Origin of the sequence: Catenulispora pinisilvae, from assembly GCF_015356865.1 — a bacterium.
GTDB lineage: Bacteria > Actinomycetota > Actinomycetes > Streptomycetales > Catenulisporaceae > Catenulispora > Catenulispora pinisilvae.
In genome coordinates this window covers 38,985-50,945 of sequence record NZ_JAAFZA010000013.1, presented here as the reverse complement: position 1 = coordinate 50,945, position 11,961 = coordinate 38,985, and the positions used below count along the sequence as shown (strand labels likewise).

14 protein-coding genes are annotated in these 11,961 nt (G+C 70.2%); 6 read left to right on the top strand and 8 right to left on the bottom strand.

What is annotated here, in order from left to right:
* Window positions 1–2: 2 nt before the first annotated feature.
* Together nth and IZR01_RS06330 are read right to left on the bottom strand one after the other, a co-directional pair.
* Window positions 3–782 (bottom strand): endonuclease III, encoded by a 780-nt coding sequence (gene nth / locus IZR01_RS06335; protein ID WP_194892966.1) that lies wholly within the window; start codon window positions 780–782, stop codon window positions 3–5.
* Window positions 783–951: 169 nt separating this feature from the next.
* On the bottom strand, window positions 952–1,530 hold the full coding sequence (locus tag IZR01_RS06330) for a TetR/AcrR family transcriptional regulator (protein ID WP_194892967.1): 579 nt from the start codon (window positions 1,528–1,530) through the stop codon (window positions 952–954).
* 90 nt (window positions 1,531–1,620) lie between these two features.
* On the opposite strand from IZR01_RS06330, the gene IZR01_RS06325 reads away from it, so the two are divergent.
* The 3 genes from IZR01_RS06325 to tuf all read left to right on the top strand — a co-directional run bounded on the left by IZR01_RS06325 (window position 1,621) and on the right by tuf (window position 3,620).
* A complete protein-coding gene (locus tag IZR01_RS06325; protein WP_194892968.1) occupies window positions 1,621–2,067 on the top strand; it encodes an anthrone oxygenase family protein in 447 nt (148 codons plus the stop codon).
* A gap of 48 nt (window positions 2,068–2,115) precedes the next feature.
* Window positions 2,116–2,262 carry a hypothetical protein gene (locus tag IZR01_RS06320; RefSeq protein WP_194892969.1) on the top strand — a complete coding sequence of 49 codons (147 nt, stop codon included), beginning with the start codon at window positions 2,116–2,118 and terminating at the stop codon, window positions 2,260–2,262.
* A gap of 161 nt (window positions 2,263–2,423) precedes the next feature.
* Window positions 2,424–3,620: an elongation factor Tu gene (tuf, locus tag IZR01_RS06315; protein WP_194892970.1), complete on the top strand. Its 1,197-nt coding sequence runs from the start codon at window positions 2,424–2,426 to the stop codon at window positions 3,618–3,620.
* A gap of 75 nt (window positions 3,621–3,695) precedes the next feature.
* Here the strand turns inward: tuf and IZR01_RS06310 are convergent, their stop codons facing one another.
* A complete protein-coding gene (locus IZR01_RS06310; RefSeq protein ID WP_323746207.1) occupies window positions 3,696–4,271 on the bottom strand; it encodes a DUF1062 domain-containing protein in 576 nt (191 codons plus the stop codon).
* A gap of 338 nt (window positions 4,272–4,609) precedes the next feature.
* Here IZR01_RS06310 and IZR01_RS06305 point away from each other — a divergent pair, with 338 nt between their 5' ends.
* Window positions 4,610–5,230, top strand: a complete 621-nt coding sequence (locus tag IZR01_RS06305; protein ID WP_228558967.1) for a hypothetical protein — start codon at window positions 4,610–4,612, stop codon at window positions 5,228–5,230.
* Here IZR01_RS06305 and IZR01_RS06300 read toward each other — a convergent pair.
* Both IZR01_RS06300 and IZR01_RS06295 read right to left on the bottom strand, forming a co-directional pair.
* Window positions 5,199–5,738, bottom strand: a complete 540-nt coding sequence (locus IZR01_RS06300; RefSeq protein ID WP_228554214.1) for a DUF6882 domain-containing protein — start codon at window positions 5,736–5,738, stop codon at window positions 5,199–5,201. The two genes, IZR01_RS06305 and IZR01_RS06300, sit on opposite strands and share 32 nt — an antisense overlap.
* A gap of 34 nt (window positions 5,739–5,772) precedes the next feature.
* On the bottom strand, window positions 5,773–6,669 hold the full coding sequence (locus IZR01_RS06295; protein ID WP_194923242.1) for an RNA polymerase sigma-70 factor: 897 nt from the start codon (window positions 6,667–6,669) through the stop codon (window positions 5,773–5,775).
* A gap of 138 nt (window positions 6,670–6,807) precedes the next feature.
* On the opposite strand from IZR01_RS06295, the gene IZR01_RS06290 reads away from it, so the two are divergent.
* A complete protein-coding gene (locus IZR01_RS06290; RefSeq protein WP_194923241.1) occupies window positions 6,808–7,290 on the top strand; it encodes a carboxymuconolactone decarboxylase family protein in 483 nt (160 codons plus the stop codon).
* A 22-nt stretch (window positions 7,291–7,312) separates the two neighbouring features.
* Here IZR01_RS06290 and IZR01_RS06285 read toward each other — a convergent pair whose 3' ends face one another.
* Genes IZR01_RS06285 through IZR01_RS06275 form a run of 3 tightly spaced genes read right to left on the bottom strand, consistent with a single transcriptional unit; the run spans window position 7,313 to window position 9,958 of the window.
* A complete protein-coding gene (locus IZR01_RS06285; RefSeq protein ID WP_194923240.1) occupies window positions 7,313–8,614 on the bottom strand; it encodes an RNA polymerase sigma factor in 1,302 nt (433 codons plus the stop codon).
* A gap of 28 nt (window positions 8,615–8,642) precedes the next feature.
* The gene (locus IZR01_RS06280; RefSeq protein WP_194923239.1) at window positions 8,643–9,008 is read right to left on the bottom strand and encodes a YciI family protein; all 366 of its coding nucleotides are present in this window, start codon (window positions 9,006–9,008) and stop codon (window positions 8,643–8,645) included.
* Window positions 9,009–9,052: 44 nt separating this feature from the next.
* A complete protein-coding gene (locus IZR01_RS06275) occupies window positions 9,053–9,958 on the bottom strand; it encodes a S41 family peptidase (protein WP_194923238.1) in 906 nt (301 codons plus the stop codon).
* A gap of 205 nt (window positions 9,959–10,163) precedes the next feature.
* Here IZR01_RS06275 and IZR01_RS06270 point away from each other — a divergent pair, with 205 nt between their 5' ends.
* Window positions 10,164–11,066 carry an LLM class flavin-dependent oxidoreductase gene (locus IZR01_RS06270; protein ID WP_194923237.1) on the top strand — a complete coding sequence of 301 codons (903 nt, stop codon included), beginning with the start codon at window positions 10,164–10,166 and terminating at the stop codon, window positions 11,064–11,066.
* The last annotated feature ends 895 nt before the right edge of the window (window positions 11,067–11,961 follow it).

Below are 11,961 nucleotides of genomic sequence, written 5' to 3'. Positions count from 1 at the left end.
GCTCACAGCGGCAGACCGCCTTCCCCCGGTTTGTACTTGAGCAAAGCGGCCGCCTTCACCGGGTCCTGCTCCCCGATCCCGCGGCTGGGGCACAGGTTGGCGATCGGGCAGGCCCCGCACGCCGGCTTCTTGGCGTGGCAGACCCGCCGGCCGTGGTAGATCAGGCGGTGCGACAGGACCGTCCAGTCCTTGCGCGGGAACAGCTCCCCGATGGCGTGCTCGACCTTGACCGGGTCCTCCAGGTCGGTCCAGCCGAACCGGCGCACCAGGCGCCCGAAGTGCGTGTCGACCGTGATGCCCGGGACGCCGAACGGCTTGCCCGTCTCCGGATCGATCGCGTTGCCGAGCACGACGTTGGCGGTCTTGCGGCCGACGCCGGGCAGGGTGACCATCTGCTCCAGCTTGCGCGGGACCCGGCCGTCGAAGTCCTCCACCAGGGCCTTGGACATGCCCAGCAGGGACTTGGCCTTGTTGTGGAAGAAGCCGGTGGTCTTGATCATCGTCTCCAGCTCCTCCGGATCCGCCTCGGCCAGGTCGGCCGGGGTCGGGTACTTCCGGAACAGCGCCGGGGTCACCTTGTTGACGCCCACGTCCGTGGACTGGGCCGACAAGATGACCGCGACCAACAGCTGGAACGGGTTCTCGGCGTCCAGCTCGGCCTTGGCGTAGGGGTAGACCTCGCCGAGCTCGCGGTAGATCCTGCGGGCGCGGCGCACCAGCGCCGTGTGGGTCTCCGGCTTCGCTGTCTTCCCGTCGGAGACATCCGCCGCGGCTCGGGTCATGGACCCCACTGTAAGCCGATGAACCTAAGAGGCGCGTGTGAACTCGCGGTCATCACCCGTCGGCGCCGACGTGAACCGGCTCAACCTGTTAAGGCTGGGGCCGACCTCGGGGCGGGGCGGCGGACGGATTCGCGCCGACACCGACGCCGATACCGCCGCCGATACCGTGTCAGACCACGGCGAGCCGGTCCACCAGTAGCTCCACTCTGCGCTCGGCCAGCTCCGGCAGCAGCCGTTGGGCCCGGGTCAGGGTGGCCAAGCCGTGCAGGGCCGCCCAGAACACCTCGGTGAACAGTCCCGGCTCGACGCCGTCCCCGGCGACCTCGCCGAGGGTTTCCAGCAGCGCGGCGAAGGCGTCCTTGAGCGGTGCCGGGGTGTCCTCGCGCGCGAAGGCCAGGCCGCCGTCGAGGTCGAACAAGGCCTCGTAGACCGCCGGATTGCGTTCGGCGAAGTCGAGGTAGGCGCGGGCCAGGGCGCTGACCCGGGCCCGCGGTCCGTCCGCGGCGGAGGTCGCGGCCCGCACCGCCTCGGCCATCTCGGTGGCGCCGTCGAGGGCGACCGCGCCGATGATCTCGCGCTTGCCGCGGAAGTGGCTGTAGAGGACGGGCTGGCTGTACTCGATGCGCTCGGCGAGGCGGCGGGTGGTGACCGCGTCCCAGCCCTGCTTCTCGGCGAGTTCGCGGGCCGTCGCCACGATGAGGCGTTCACGCTCCGCTCGTTCGCGCTGCTTGCGTTCCTGGACCGACATGACTCGATCCTAGCACCGCTAGACAATCGAGCGTCAGCAGTACTAGCGTTGCCTCATCAGCTAGCAACGCTAGAAAAGCGGGAGGCTCCCATGTTCCACGCACTCCAGATATTCACCACGGTGGCCTTCGGCGTGATGGTGGGGGTGGAGTTCGCCGTCGCCTTCATCCTCAGCCGGATCCTCGACGCGCTCCCCGGCGACAACGGCCAGATCGGCCACGCCCACGGAGGCCGGATGCTCGGCGCCCTGATGCCGTTCTGGTACATCGGCTCGCTCGTGCTCATGGTGGTCTGGGCGGCCGCGAGATGGCACCACCACGGCACCGGCCTGGTCGTCACCGCCGCCGCGCTGCTGCTGGTCAGCGTCATCATGTCGATGCTGCTGCTGGTCCCGATCAACAACCGGAACAAGACGTGGACCCCCGAGACCCGGCCCGCGGACTGGAAGGAGCAGCTGAACCGGTGGAACCGCTTCCACTACATCCGGGTCGCCGTCCTCGTCGCCGCCTTCGCGACGCTGGTCGCCGCGCTCGTCTGAGGCGGAAAACCCTTATACAACCGTCGCATCCGCGTCCATCATGAACGCATGTCCCCGACGACCTTCGCGCCGAGCACCGCAGGCCTCGCCCTGCCGGTGCCGGCTGCCGTCGTCGCGGCCTTCGCAGCGGCCTGCGCAGCCGCAACCGCGGCCGCAGCCGCAATCGCCGCCGCATTCGCCGGCGTCCGAAGCTGACCCTCCCCGCCTCCGGCGGGAACCGAACGGGGAGGGTGGCTCCCCTACCGGTTCTCCGGCCCGCGCGTCGCGGCTGACGCGCGTCCGGGCCGTCGATCAGCCGACCCCTCAGCGGGACCGCGCCGATGCCGCGCGCCCGCGTCAGCTTCAGGGATCTGAGCATGTCCAAGCAGCAGTTCACGCGCACCAAGCCGCATCTGAACATCGGCACGATGGGCCACGTCGACCACGGCAAGACCACCCTGACCGCGGCGATCACCAAGGTCCTGGCCGAGCGCTCCACCGGCGCCGGCAGTGCCAACCGCTACGTCGCCTTCGACCGGATCGACCGGGCTCCGGAGGAGATCAGTCGCGGCATCACCATCAACATCGCGCACGTCGAGTACGAGACCGACCTGCGGCACTATGCGCACGTCGACATGCCCGGCCACGCCGACTACATCAAGAACATGATCACCGGTGCGGCCCAGGTCGACGGCGCGATCCTGGTCGTCTCGGCGCAGGACGGAGCGATGCCGCAGACCCGGGAGCACATCCTGCTGGCCCGGCAGGTCGGGGTCCCGCACGTGGTCGTCGCGCTGAACAAGGCCGACCTGGTCGACGACGGGGAGCTGCTGGACCTGGTGGAGCTGGAGATCAGGGACCTGCTGACCGCACAGGGCTTCCCCGGCCAGGAGGCGGCCGTGGTCCGGGTCTCCGGGCTGCGCGCGCTGGAGGGCGACCCGCTGTGGACGCGGCGGATCCTCGACCTGCTGGCCGCGGTGGACACCACGGTCCCGGACCCGGTCCGCGACCTGGAGTCCCCGTTCCTGATGCCGGTGGAGAACGTGCTGACCATCACCGGTCGCGGCACGGTCGTCACCGGCGCGGTCGAGCGCGGCAGCCTGACCCTGGGCTCGCAGGTGGAGGTGTCCGGGTACGGCGAGGCGTTCACCGCCGTGGTCACCGGCATCGAGACCTTCGGCCGGACGATGGAGGCCGCGCAGGCCGGGGACAACGCGGCGCTGTTGCTGCGCGGGGTGCGCCGGGAGCAGATCCGGCGCGGTCAGGTCCTGGCCGCCCCGCAGAGCATCCAGCCGCACCGCCGGTTCCGCGCCGAGGTGTATGTGCTGTCCTCCGCCGAGGGCGGCCGGCACACCGGCTTCGGCGCCGGCTACCGGCCGCAGTTCCACTTCCGCACCACGGACGTGGTCGGCTCGGTGGACCTGGGGACCGGCGGCATCGCGCTGCCCGGCGACCGGGTCACGATGACCGTCGAGCTCGGCCACGGCGTCGCGATGGAGCCCGGCCTCGGGTTCGCCATCCGCGAGGGCGGCCGGACCGTCGGCGCCGGGACCGTGCTGGAGCTGGTGGACTAGGGCCGATCAGGGCCCTGTGACAGGTCGTGGCCCGATCGGGATCTCCGATCGAGCCACGACCCTCGCGCTCACCAGCTACCAGCGGACCACGAAACCGAAGTCGCCGGACCGGCGGCCGGTCAGCTTGTCCCCGGAGGAGATCCCGCCCGCCGCGATCAGCCTGGCGACCTCGGATCCCGACAGTTCCAACCCGGTCGCGATGAGCGTCGTCACCCGGAGCGGGATGCGGTGCGTGAAGTGCACGCCGACATCGAGGATGTCGGCCTTCGGCAGCTCCACGGGATCCATCTCCAGCGTCCACGCGTCGGTCCAGTCCAGCGCCATGTCGTTGCGGCGGGCCACCAGCGGATCGGTGAGCAGCCGCGCCGCGAGCGCGGGATCGTTCTCGTGGAAGCCGCTGAGCATCGCCGGATCGATGGTGCGGACGTGTGCCCGCTCCAGCACCGTCAGCTTTGTCGTCTCGCCGCACTGCGCGCACAGCGCCAGCAGCCAGATGTCGAGCAGCTTGTGGTTCGCGTTGACCCGGAACCGTCCTTGGGTCCGGAACTCCATCGAGGGGCAGGCCCGGCAGCGGCGCCGGATGGTCGGGAAGTCGGTCGGGCGGACGCGCCAGCGCGTGGCGGCGCGCACGAGGAAGGTGTTTTCGTGCACCAGGAAGGCCGATCTGCTGTGAGATCTCGTTGAGACGTCGGCACGGCACCCCGGAAAAGGGGTGCGGCGCCGGCTCGACCCACGGGTGCCCGGCAACGGGCGGTCGCAGGTCGATGACCTGCCGAAGGGCACGCGGAACTGAACCGGTAGCGTGGAAGCGCTGTGCGGTCGAGGACCCATCAGGGGGTGGCGTGCCTATCGACGCGATGAACGTCTCAGCTGGTGTACAACGGCCCGTCCTCGACGCAGCGGCCGGAATCGCCAGTGGGCGGATCCCGGATGACTGCGCGATCGTAATGCCGGCGGATCCGGCGTGGCCAGCGAATATGCTGCGGTCCATGACCAGACCCGCAGTCAGCGCACCCCTGCTGCGCTGTGCGGAGTGCGGCGGCTACGAGTACAGCGGCGCGTCGGTGTGTGACGCCTGTAGCGCCTTGGTGGACGGCATCATCGAGGACGAGTGGTCCGCGTTCCTCCAAAGCTGGCACCCCGACGAAGTCCCGGAGAGAACGCTGGCCGAGCTGGTCGTCGCCGAACCCGACCGGCACGACTGGCGGATCGTCGACGCCGCATACGACCGACTGACCTGTGACGAGTGCGGTGAGCGGCTGAGCCGCGGGCCGGTCGGGTGTTCGGCCTGCGATCTCGCGCACGGATTCCGTTACGCCGCCATCGAAACGGACCGGCCTGGTGCCCAGCCGGGCAACGAGCACGCCGTCCGGGTCAACGTCTCGGTCGTGCGGCGCCCGCGGGTCACATCAGAGGGCGAACTCCTGGCCCGCCGACTGGTTCTGCCGCTGCTGCTGATCGGCTCGCTGCCGACCACCGAGCAGGCCCAGCGTGTCAGTACTCTGATCAAGAAGGCCCCGGCGGCGGAGCGGGCCCGGCTGGCCGAACAGGCCGTGGCCGACTGGATCGACCAAGCCGTCAGCCGACCTCGACGGTCACCGTCCGGGTAGTGCCGTCGTGCGCGGTCAGCGTCACCGGGCCGAAGGTGATGATCGGGATGGCGCCGCCGTCGCCGCCCCGGTAGTAGCCGGTCGCCCGCGTGATCCGCACCGCCACCGCGACCAGTGCGCCGGCGGTGCTGGCGTCACCGTGCACCTTGGGCTCGGTCAGCGCCCGGTGGCCGTACGCCTCGCCCCACTCCCGCACCGCCCGCGCGTCCCGGCTCATCCCCGGCAGGATGCTGTCGTTCGCCCAGGCCCACAGCCACGATTCGGCCTCCGCGTTGAAGCTGCCGAGGATCTGCGCCGGAGCGGTCGCGGTCTTGTCCGGGAACCTCCACGTGATGATCCCGGTCTGCTGGTCCAGGTCCCACCGGCCGGCCGAGCCCAGACCCCAGGCCTTGGCGTGCGCCGCGCCCAGTTGCTCGATCATGTTCTCGCCCTGGAGCAGCAGGGTGTTCAGATCCGAGGTCGCCGCCAGGCCCGGATCCGGGGCGGCGCCGCGGTCGTGAGGTCCCATGCGGCGCAGTCTGCCAGGCGTCAGGCCGCGGCGGTCAGCGCGCCATCGCGATCTCCTCCTGGACCCACGACAGCTTCTCCGGATTGCGGATCACGTAGATCCCGGTGATCAACCCGTTCTCGGTCTGCATGGTCACGATCGTGTCGACCGTGTCGCCGGCCCGCATGATCACCGCCAGCCCGCCGTTGACGGAGGCTGTCTCCATCGCCACGAAGCCCGGCAGGTGGGACAGGCCCTCGGCCAGGAACCGGGACACCACGTCGGCGCCGTGGAGCGGCTGCGGCGTGGCCTGCACGACCCCGCCGCCGTCGCCGATGAAGACCACGTCCGGGGCGAGCAGATCGAACAGGCCCTGCAGGTCGCCGGTCGTCACCGCCTTCTGGAACGCCTCAGTGGCGCCGCGGGCCTCGGCCTGCGAGGTGATGCCGCGCGGCCGGCGCGCCCCGACATGGTTGCGGGCCCGGTGCGCGATCTGCCGGACCGCGGCCGGGGTCTTGTCCACCGCCTCGGCGATCTCCTCGTACTCCAGGCTGAACACCTCGCGCAGCACGAACACCGCGCGCTCAGCGGGCGTCAACGTCTCCATCACCAGCAGCATCGCCATCGAGACGCTGTCCGCCAGTTCCACGTCCTCGGCCACGTCCGGCGTGGTCAGCAGCGGCTCGGGCAGCCACGGCCCGACGTAGGACTCCTTGCGCCGCCCCAGCTTGCGCAGCTGGGTCAGGGCCTGGCGGGTGGTGATCCGCACCAGGTAGGCCCGAGGTTCCCGGACCGTGTCCAGGTCCACCGTGGTCCAGCGCAGCCAGGTCTCCTGCAACACGTCCTCGGCGTCGGCCGCCGAACCGAGCATTTCGTAGGCGACCGTGAACAGCAGGTTCCGGTGGGCGACGAAGATCTCGGTCGCGGACTGGCCCGTCGTTCGTTCAACCATGGATGGCACCTACCTGTTCGCTCACGAGTGCTTTCACACCAGACATCGCGGACCGCGCTTTTGTGACGCGCCCCCTTCAGTGATGCACGTCACACCCGCTGATCGTCACGGGCCCGGACCGGCGGGCGTCTGGTGTCCATGGAAACCCGATTCAACCTTTTCGACAGCCCGACCGCCGCCAAGCTGGCCAAACGCTTCTACGCCACCTCCCAGGTGATGGAGAAGTCGCCGCTGCCCAAGCCGCTCCAGGACCTGGTCTCGCTCCGGATCAGCCAGATCAACGGCTGCGGCTGGTGCGTGGACATCCACACCAAGGAGGCCGCGGCGGCCGGCGAGACGCCGCTGCGCCTGAACCTGGTCGCGACCTGGCGGCACAGCACGGTGTTCACCGAGACCGAGCGCGCCGCCCTGGCCCTGGCCGAGGAGGGAACCCGGATCACCGCCCCCGGCGAAGTGGTGTCCGACGCCACCTGGGACGCGGCCCGCGCGCAGTTCGACGACGACCAGCTCGGCACACTGATCTGCCTGATCGCCATGATGAACGCGACCAACCGGATGTCGCTGATCCCGAACATGCTGGGTGGTTCTTACGAGCCGGGCATTTTCGCCGCTCTGGAGTAGCGAAGGCCGTAGGTCTCACGCCTTACGAACGCGCCGCGCGCCGGACCTCGGCCAGGCGCGCGGCGAGGAAGGCCCGCTCGGGCTCGTTGTCGGTGAGCAGTAGAGCTTCCTCATACGCCGTAATGGCTTGCGGCCACTGTTTCAGCCTCCTGAGGAAGTCGGCGCGCGCCGCACTGAGATAGCGGTACGTCGCCAGAGCGGGCTCGGCAGCCAGCTCGTCGAGCGCGACGAGGCCCGCCCGCGCTCCGTCCCGCATGCCGATGGCCACCGCCCGATTGAGCTCGACGACCGGCGAGGGCCACAGACGCAGCAGGACGTCGTAGAGGGCGACGATCTCGGACCAGTCGGTGGCCTGGAAATCGGGGGCCTCCGCGTGGACGGCGGCGATCGCGGCCTGGACCGCGTAGCGGGTCGGCGGACCGCCGCGCAGCGCCTCGGTCAGCAGGTCGGCGCCCTCGGCGATCAGCGGCCGGTCCCAGCGGGAACGGTCCTGGTCCGCCAGCAGGATCGGCTGCCCGTCGTCGGCGGTACGAGTGGAGCGGCGGGCGTCGATCAGGAGCAGCAAGGCCAGCAGGCCGGCGGGTTCGGCGACCGGCAGCAGCCGGTGCAGGGTGCGGGCCAGCCCGATCGCGGAGGCGACCAGGTCTTCGCGGATCAGCGCCGCACCGACCGGGGCGTTGCTGCCGGTGGTGAAGACCAGGTGGACGACGTCACAGACCGTCGAGACCCGCTCGGGCAGGTCGGCGGCGGTCGGCACCCGGTAGGGGATGCGCGCCGTGGCGATCTTCTTCTTGGCCCGGGTGATGCGCGCGGCCATGGTGCTCTCCTGGACCAGGAACGCCCGGGCGACCTCGGCCGTCGACAGGCCGCAGACCAGGCGCAGGGTCAGGGCCACCCGGGCTTCGCGGGACAGCGCGGGATGGCAGCAGGTGAAGATCAGGCGCAGGGTGTCGTCGGCGACGGCCGGGGGTTCGGCCGCGTCCTGCGGGCCCGGGACGGTGGCGTCCTCGACCAGCAGCGGCATCGCCCGCCGCCACACCGACTCCCGGCGCAGCAGGTCGCGGGCCCGATTCCCGGCCACGGTCCGGAGCCACGCGCCGGGGTGCTCCGGGATGCCCGCCGACGGCCAGGCGCGCAGCGCTTGGGTGTAGGCGTCCTGGACGCACTCCTCGGCGATGTCGAGGTCGCGGGTCACGCGGACGGTCGCGGCCAGGACGGCGGCCCAGTGCGCGCGGTGGGCGGCCGCGACGGCAGCGCCGACGTCGGCATCAGAGGTGCCGGCGTCGGCGCTGCCGTGGGCGGTGGGCTTCTCGGATTCGGTCACCGGTCCGACCCGATCGCGGCCATCCAAGTCAGCCGTGGTGGACCAGCGGCTTGATCTCCACCCCGGAGTGGGCGTGCCGGACTTCGGCCAACTCCCGGCTCAGCGCCACGACTTCGTCCAGATCGGTGGCCTCCAGCAGGTAGAAACCGCCGAGGACTTCCTTGGTCTCCAGGAACGGGCCGTCGGTCACCGCCGGTTCGTCACCGGTGCCAGTGCCGGTGCCGCGCAGCGTGGTGGCCGTCGACGACGGTTCCAGCTGGCCCGAGGCCAGGATCCGGGAGCCGGCGCGCTTCTGGAAGGCGACGTGGCCGGCGTCGATCTCCGCCGACTCCGCCGCGGACATGGTCTCCCAGCGCTGCTCGTCGCCGTAGATGAGGAGCATGTACTTCGCCATCGGTGTTCCCTTCGTGGCGGGCCGGATTTCGACCCTCTCACTAGTTAGGGACGATCGGCATCAGCACGGATCGACAACCGCGCCCGCTCGATCGCCGCGGCGAGTGCTTCGTCTTCCGCCACCGCGATCTCGGGCACGACACCGACGCCCTCCCAGTCCGTCCCGGTGAACGGGCTCTCCGACCGGCAGTTGGGGACGGTCACCGTCACATGCTCGGTGAGCTGGTACCAATCGGTGGGGTGGGCACCGCCACGGGTGGTGGCCCCGATCAGCGTGGCGCGCTTCAGGCCCTGGAGGGTGTAGGCCAGGTCCTCGCCACCGGAGAAGGTGCGGGCGCCGGTCAGCACATAGACGGGCCGGTCGAGGTAGCGCGGGGCATCGAGGTGGCCCAGCGACCAGTACTGGCGCGTGCCCTTCACCCGGGAGTGCGAGGTGGTGAGCAGGGTGTCGGCGTCGGCTATCAGGTAGCTGCACCACAGCTGCACACCGTCGGTGGACCCGCCGATGGTGCCGCGCAGGTCCACGATGAGCGCCTTGGTACCGGCCACGAGCCGCATCGCGGCGGCGATGGTCGCGCCGCCGATCTCGGCCGTCGGGATCAAGGTGAGGTCGAGGTAGCCGATGCCGCCGTCCAGCACCTCGACCTTGCGCACGCCGTTGTTGTGCTCGCGGCACAGCGCGGCGAACATGGCCGCGCCGGCCTCCTCGTCCTCGTGCTCCAGCGGCTCGGGCTCCTGGCTCCAGATGAGCCGCAGGTGCTTGTCCCGGCAAGCATCGAAGAACACTTTGGTGATGGCCTCACAAGCGGCGGCGCCGTCGAGCCGCGCGTACTCACCGGCGTCGGCGGCGCGCCGGACCTCGGCCGCGGCGCGCGCCGCCTTCTCCGGGTCGATGTACTCCGCCTCGAACCGGGCCAACGCGGCTTCGAGGACCTTCGGGCCGAGGATCATGGCAGGTGATCATAGAGGTGTAACGGATTCAGCTCGTCAGGCGCCTGTTCTCTCAGGCATTCACGCGGGCAGCGCCCGCCGCGTGCCGACTGGACGTGCCACGCCGTACCCCCCGAACGGCGTGGCGCGTCCATTTTCGCGCGCTTGAAGTACGCACCACGAACCAGTATGTTCGTTACACGAACTACTGGGGACGGAGACAGTCATGGCCGGAAACGCGGTTCAGTACGGGATCGGCGTGTCGAACGCGGTGCGGGACGTCGAGCAGACGATGGAGATCGTCGAGGCGGCCGACCGCGCCGCCCTGGGCCACTTCTCCGTGTCCGACCACCCCTATGTGGGCCAGATGCTCGACGCCTACTCGCTGGTCGGAGTCGCCCTGGGGCGCACCCGGAGCATCAGCGGGCTGGTGAATGTCAGCAACCTGCCGACCCGCCCCGCACCGATGCTGGCCCGAGCAGTCACCTCGTTGGCCGTGCTGAGCGGCGGCCGCGTGGTGACGGGACTGGGCGCCGGCGGATCGTGGGACGACATCACGCGCCTGGGCTTTCCGCGGCTGACCGGGGGCGAAGCGGTACGCGCCTTCGAGGAGGCGTTCACCGTGATCAGGTCGCTGGCCGGCGGCGGGCCCCCGGTCACCTTCAAGGGCGAGTTCTACCACCTGGACCGCATCGAACCGGCACCGGTCAACGAGCCGCCGATCTGGACCGGCTCGGTCGGCGCGAAGTCGTTGGCCGTCACCGGCCGCCACGCCGACGGCTGGATCCCCGGCCACGCCGCCGACTGGCTCAGCTCCCGCTACCGCGAGTCGCGCCCGATCGTGGACGAGGCCGCCCTGGCCGTAAGCCGCGACCCCCGCGACATCGCCACGATCTACAACCTGCCCGGACGCATCACCCCCACGCCGCTGGCGACGACCCGCGACCAGGACGGCCGCTGGCTCGGCGGTTCGGTATCGCAGTGGGTGGAGGAGCTGAGCGGTGCCGTCTCGGAGCACGGAGCGGGCGGCTTCACCTACTTCCCTGTCGGCGACCTGCCGGTCGAGCGTTCCTCCGCGTTGTGGGCGGAGGAGGTCGTGCCTGGGGTGCGGGAAGCGTTGGGCAACTAGGGGCGCCGCGAGAACGCTCTACCAGCTTTTGGGCTGTGGGCCGTCGGCTGTCGGCTGACGGCTGACGGCTGACGGCTGACGGCTTTTGGGCTTGGGCTTCTGGGGCGTGGAGCGCTCGGCGCGGGCGAGTTCTCGACGCGGGAAGTTCGCGAGCCGGGTTGCGGTTGGTGTGTGGGTTTCAAAGCTTTTTACGGCCTTCGGTTATGGTTGTGCCGGTTCGGGGTTCGGGTCGGCGGGTGTGTTTGTCGGCTGCCGGTTTACGCGTTCACGACCCCGCCCCGCCTCAGGCCTCTTCAACTCCGGCAAGTCGAAACAAGAGCCAGATCAAGAGCCAGCAAGAGCCAGATCAATAGCAAGGTCAACAGCAAGATCAAAGTCAACGGCAAGGTCAAGAGCCCTGGTGAAGAGCCGGCGCCTCCGGCGGGGGCTCTCGGCTCCCTCGGGGAACTGGCGCTGCTCCATAGGGTGGTCCGGCTAGGGCCCTGCGGCGGCGGTTTGTGAGGTGGCTACGGTTCGTTCCCCTCGGTCGCGTCGTCAGCCCCAAGGGGTACAGCGCCGAACCCCGGGAGTAAAGTCCGCGCGCTGCGGTCAGGCGTGGAGGTGGCGGTCGCGTACAGCGCGAACTTGACTCCCGAGAACCGGCACTGTAGGCAAAGCCCTGCCGACGCGACCGAGGGGAACGAACCGAAAACCAACCGGAAGAAAAGCAACCGAAGGGCCCGTGGACGAGGCTTAAAGATGCCACTGCCGGTGAGGCTCTGGCGACGGGCCGGTGGGCAGCTGGTCGAGAACATGCCCGGGTGCGGTCGGGACCAACTGTGCCCGCAGCAGGCTTCAAGAACCGGGCCGATCCGGCGCCCGCCAACTCAGACCGCGCACCCTCGGGACTGCCGCG

What these genes read in the sequence shown, in the direction of transcription:
- IZR01_RS06290 (WP_194923241.1), top strand. Translation starts at nt 6,808, where the DNA reads ATGGAAACCCGATTCAACCTTTTCGACAGCCCGACCGCCGCCAAGCTG.
- IZR01_RS06300 (WP_228554214.1), bottom strand. Translation starts at nt 5,738, where the DNA reads ATGGGACCTCACGACCGCGGCGCCGCCCCGGATCCGGGCCTGGCGGCG.
- IZR01_RS06275 (WP_194923238.1), bottom strand. Translation starts at nt 9,958, where the DNA reads ATGATCCTCGGCCCGAAGGTCCTCGAAGCCGCGTTGGCCCGGTTCGAG.
- IZR01_RS06280 (WP_194923239.1), bottom strand. Translation starts at nt 9,008, where the DNA reads ATGGCGAAGTACATGCTCCTCATCTACGGCGACGAGCAGCGCTGGGAG.
- IZR01_RS06270 (WP_194923237.1), top strand. Translation starts at nt 10,164, where the DNA reads ATGGCCGGAAACGCGGTTCAGTACGGGATCGGCGTGTCGAACGCGGTG.
- IZR01_RS06325 (WP_194892968.1), top strand. Translation starts at nt 1,621, where the DNA reads ATGTTCCACGCACTCCAGATATTCACCACGGTGGCCTTCGGCGTGATG.
- IZR01_RS06295 (WP_194923242.1), bottom strand. Translation starts at nt 6,669, where the DNA reads ATGGTTGAACGAACGACGGGCCAGTCCGCGACCGAGATCTTCGTCGCC.
- IZR01_RS06320 (WP_194892969.1), top strand. Translation starts at nt 2,116, where the DNA reads ATGTCCCCGACGACCTTCGCGCCGAGCACCGCAGGCCTCGCCCTGCCG.
- nth (WP_194892966.1), bottom strand. Translation starts at nt 782, where the DNA reads ATGACCCGAGCCGCGGCGGATGTCTCCGACGGGAAGACAGCGAAGCCG.
- IZR01_RS06305 (WP_228558967.1), top strand. Translation starts at nt 4,610, where the DNA reads ATGACCAGACCCGCAGTCAGCGCACCCCTGCTGCGCTGTGCGGAGTGC.
- IZR01_RS06330 (WP_194892967.1), bottom strand. Translation starts at nt 1,530, where the DNA reads ATGTCGGTCCAGGAACGCAAGCAGCGCGAACGAGCGGAGCGTGAACGC.
- tuf (WP_194892970.1), top strand. Translation starts at nt 2,424, where the DNA reads ATGTCCAAGCAGCAGTTCACGCGCACCAAGCCGCATCTGAACATCGGC.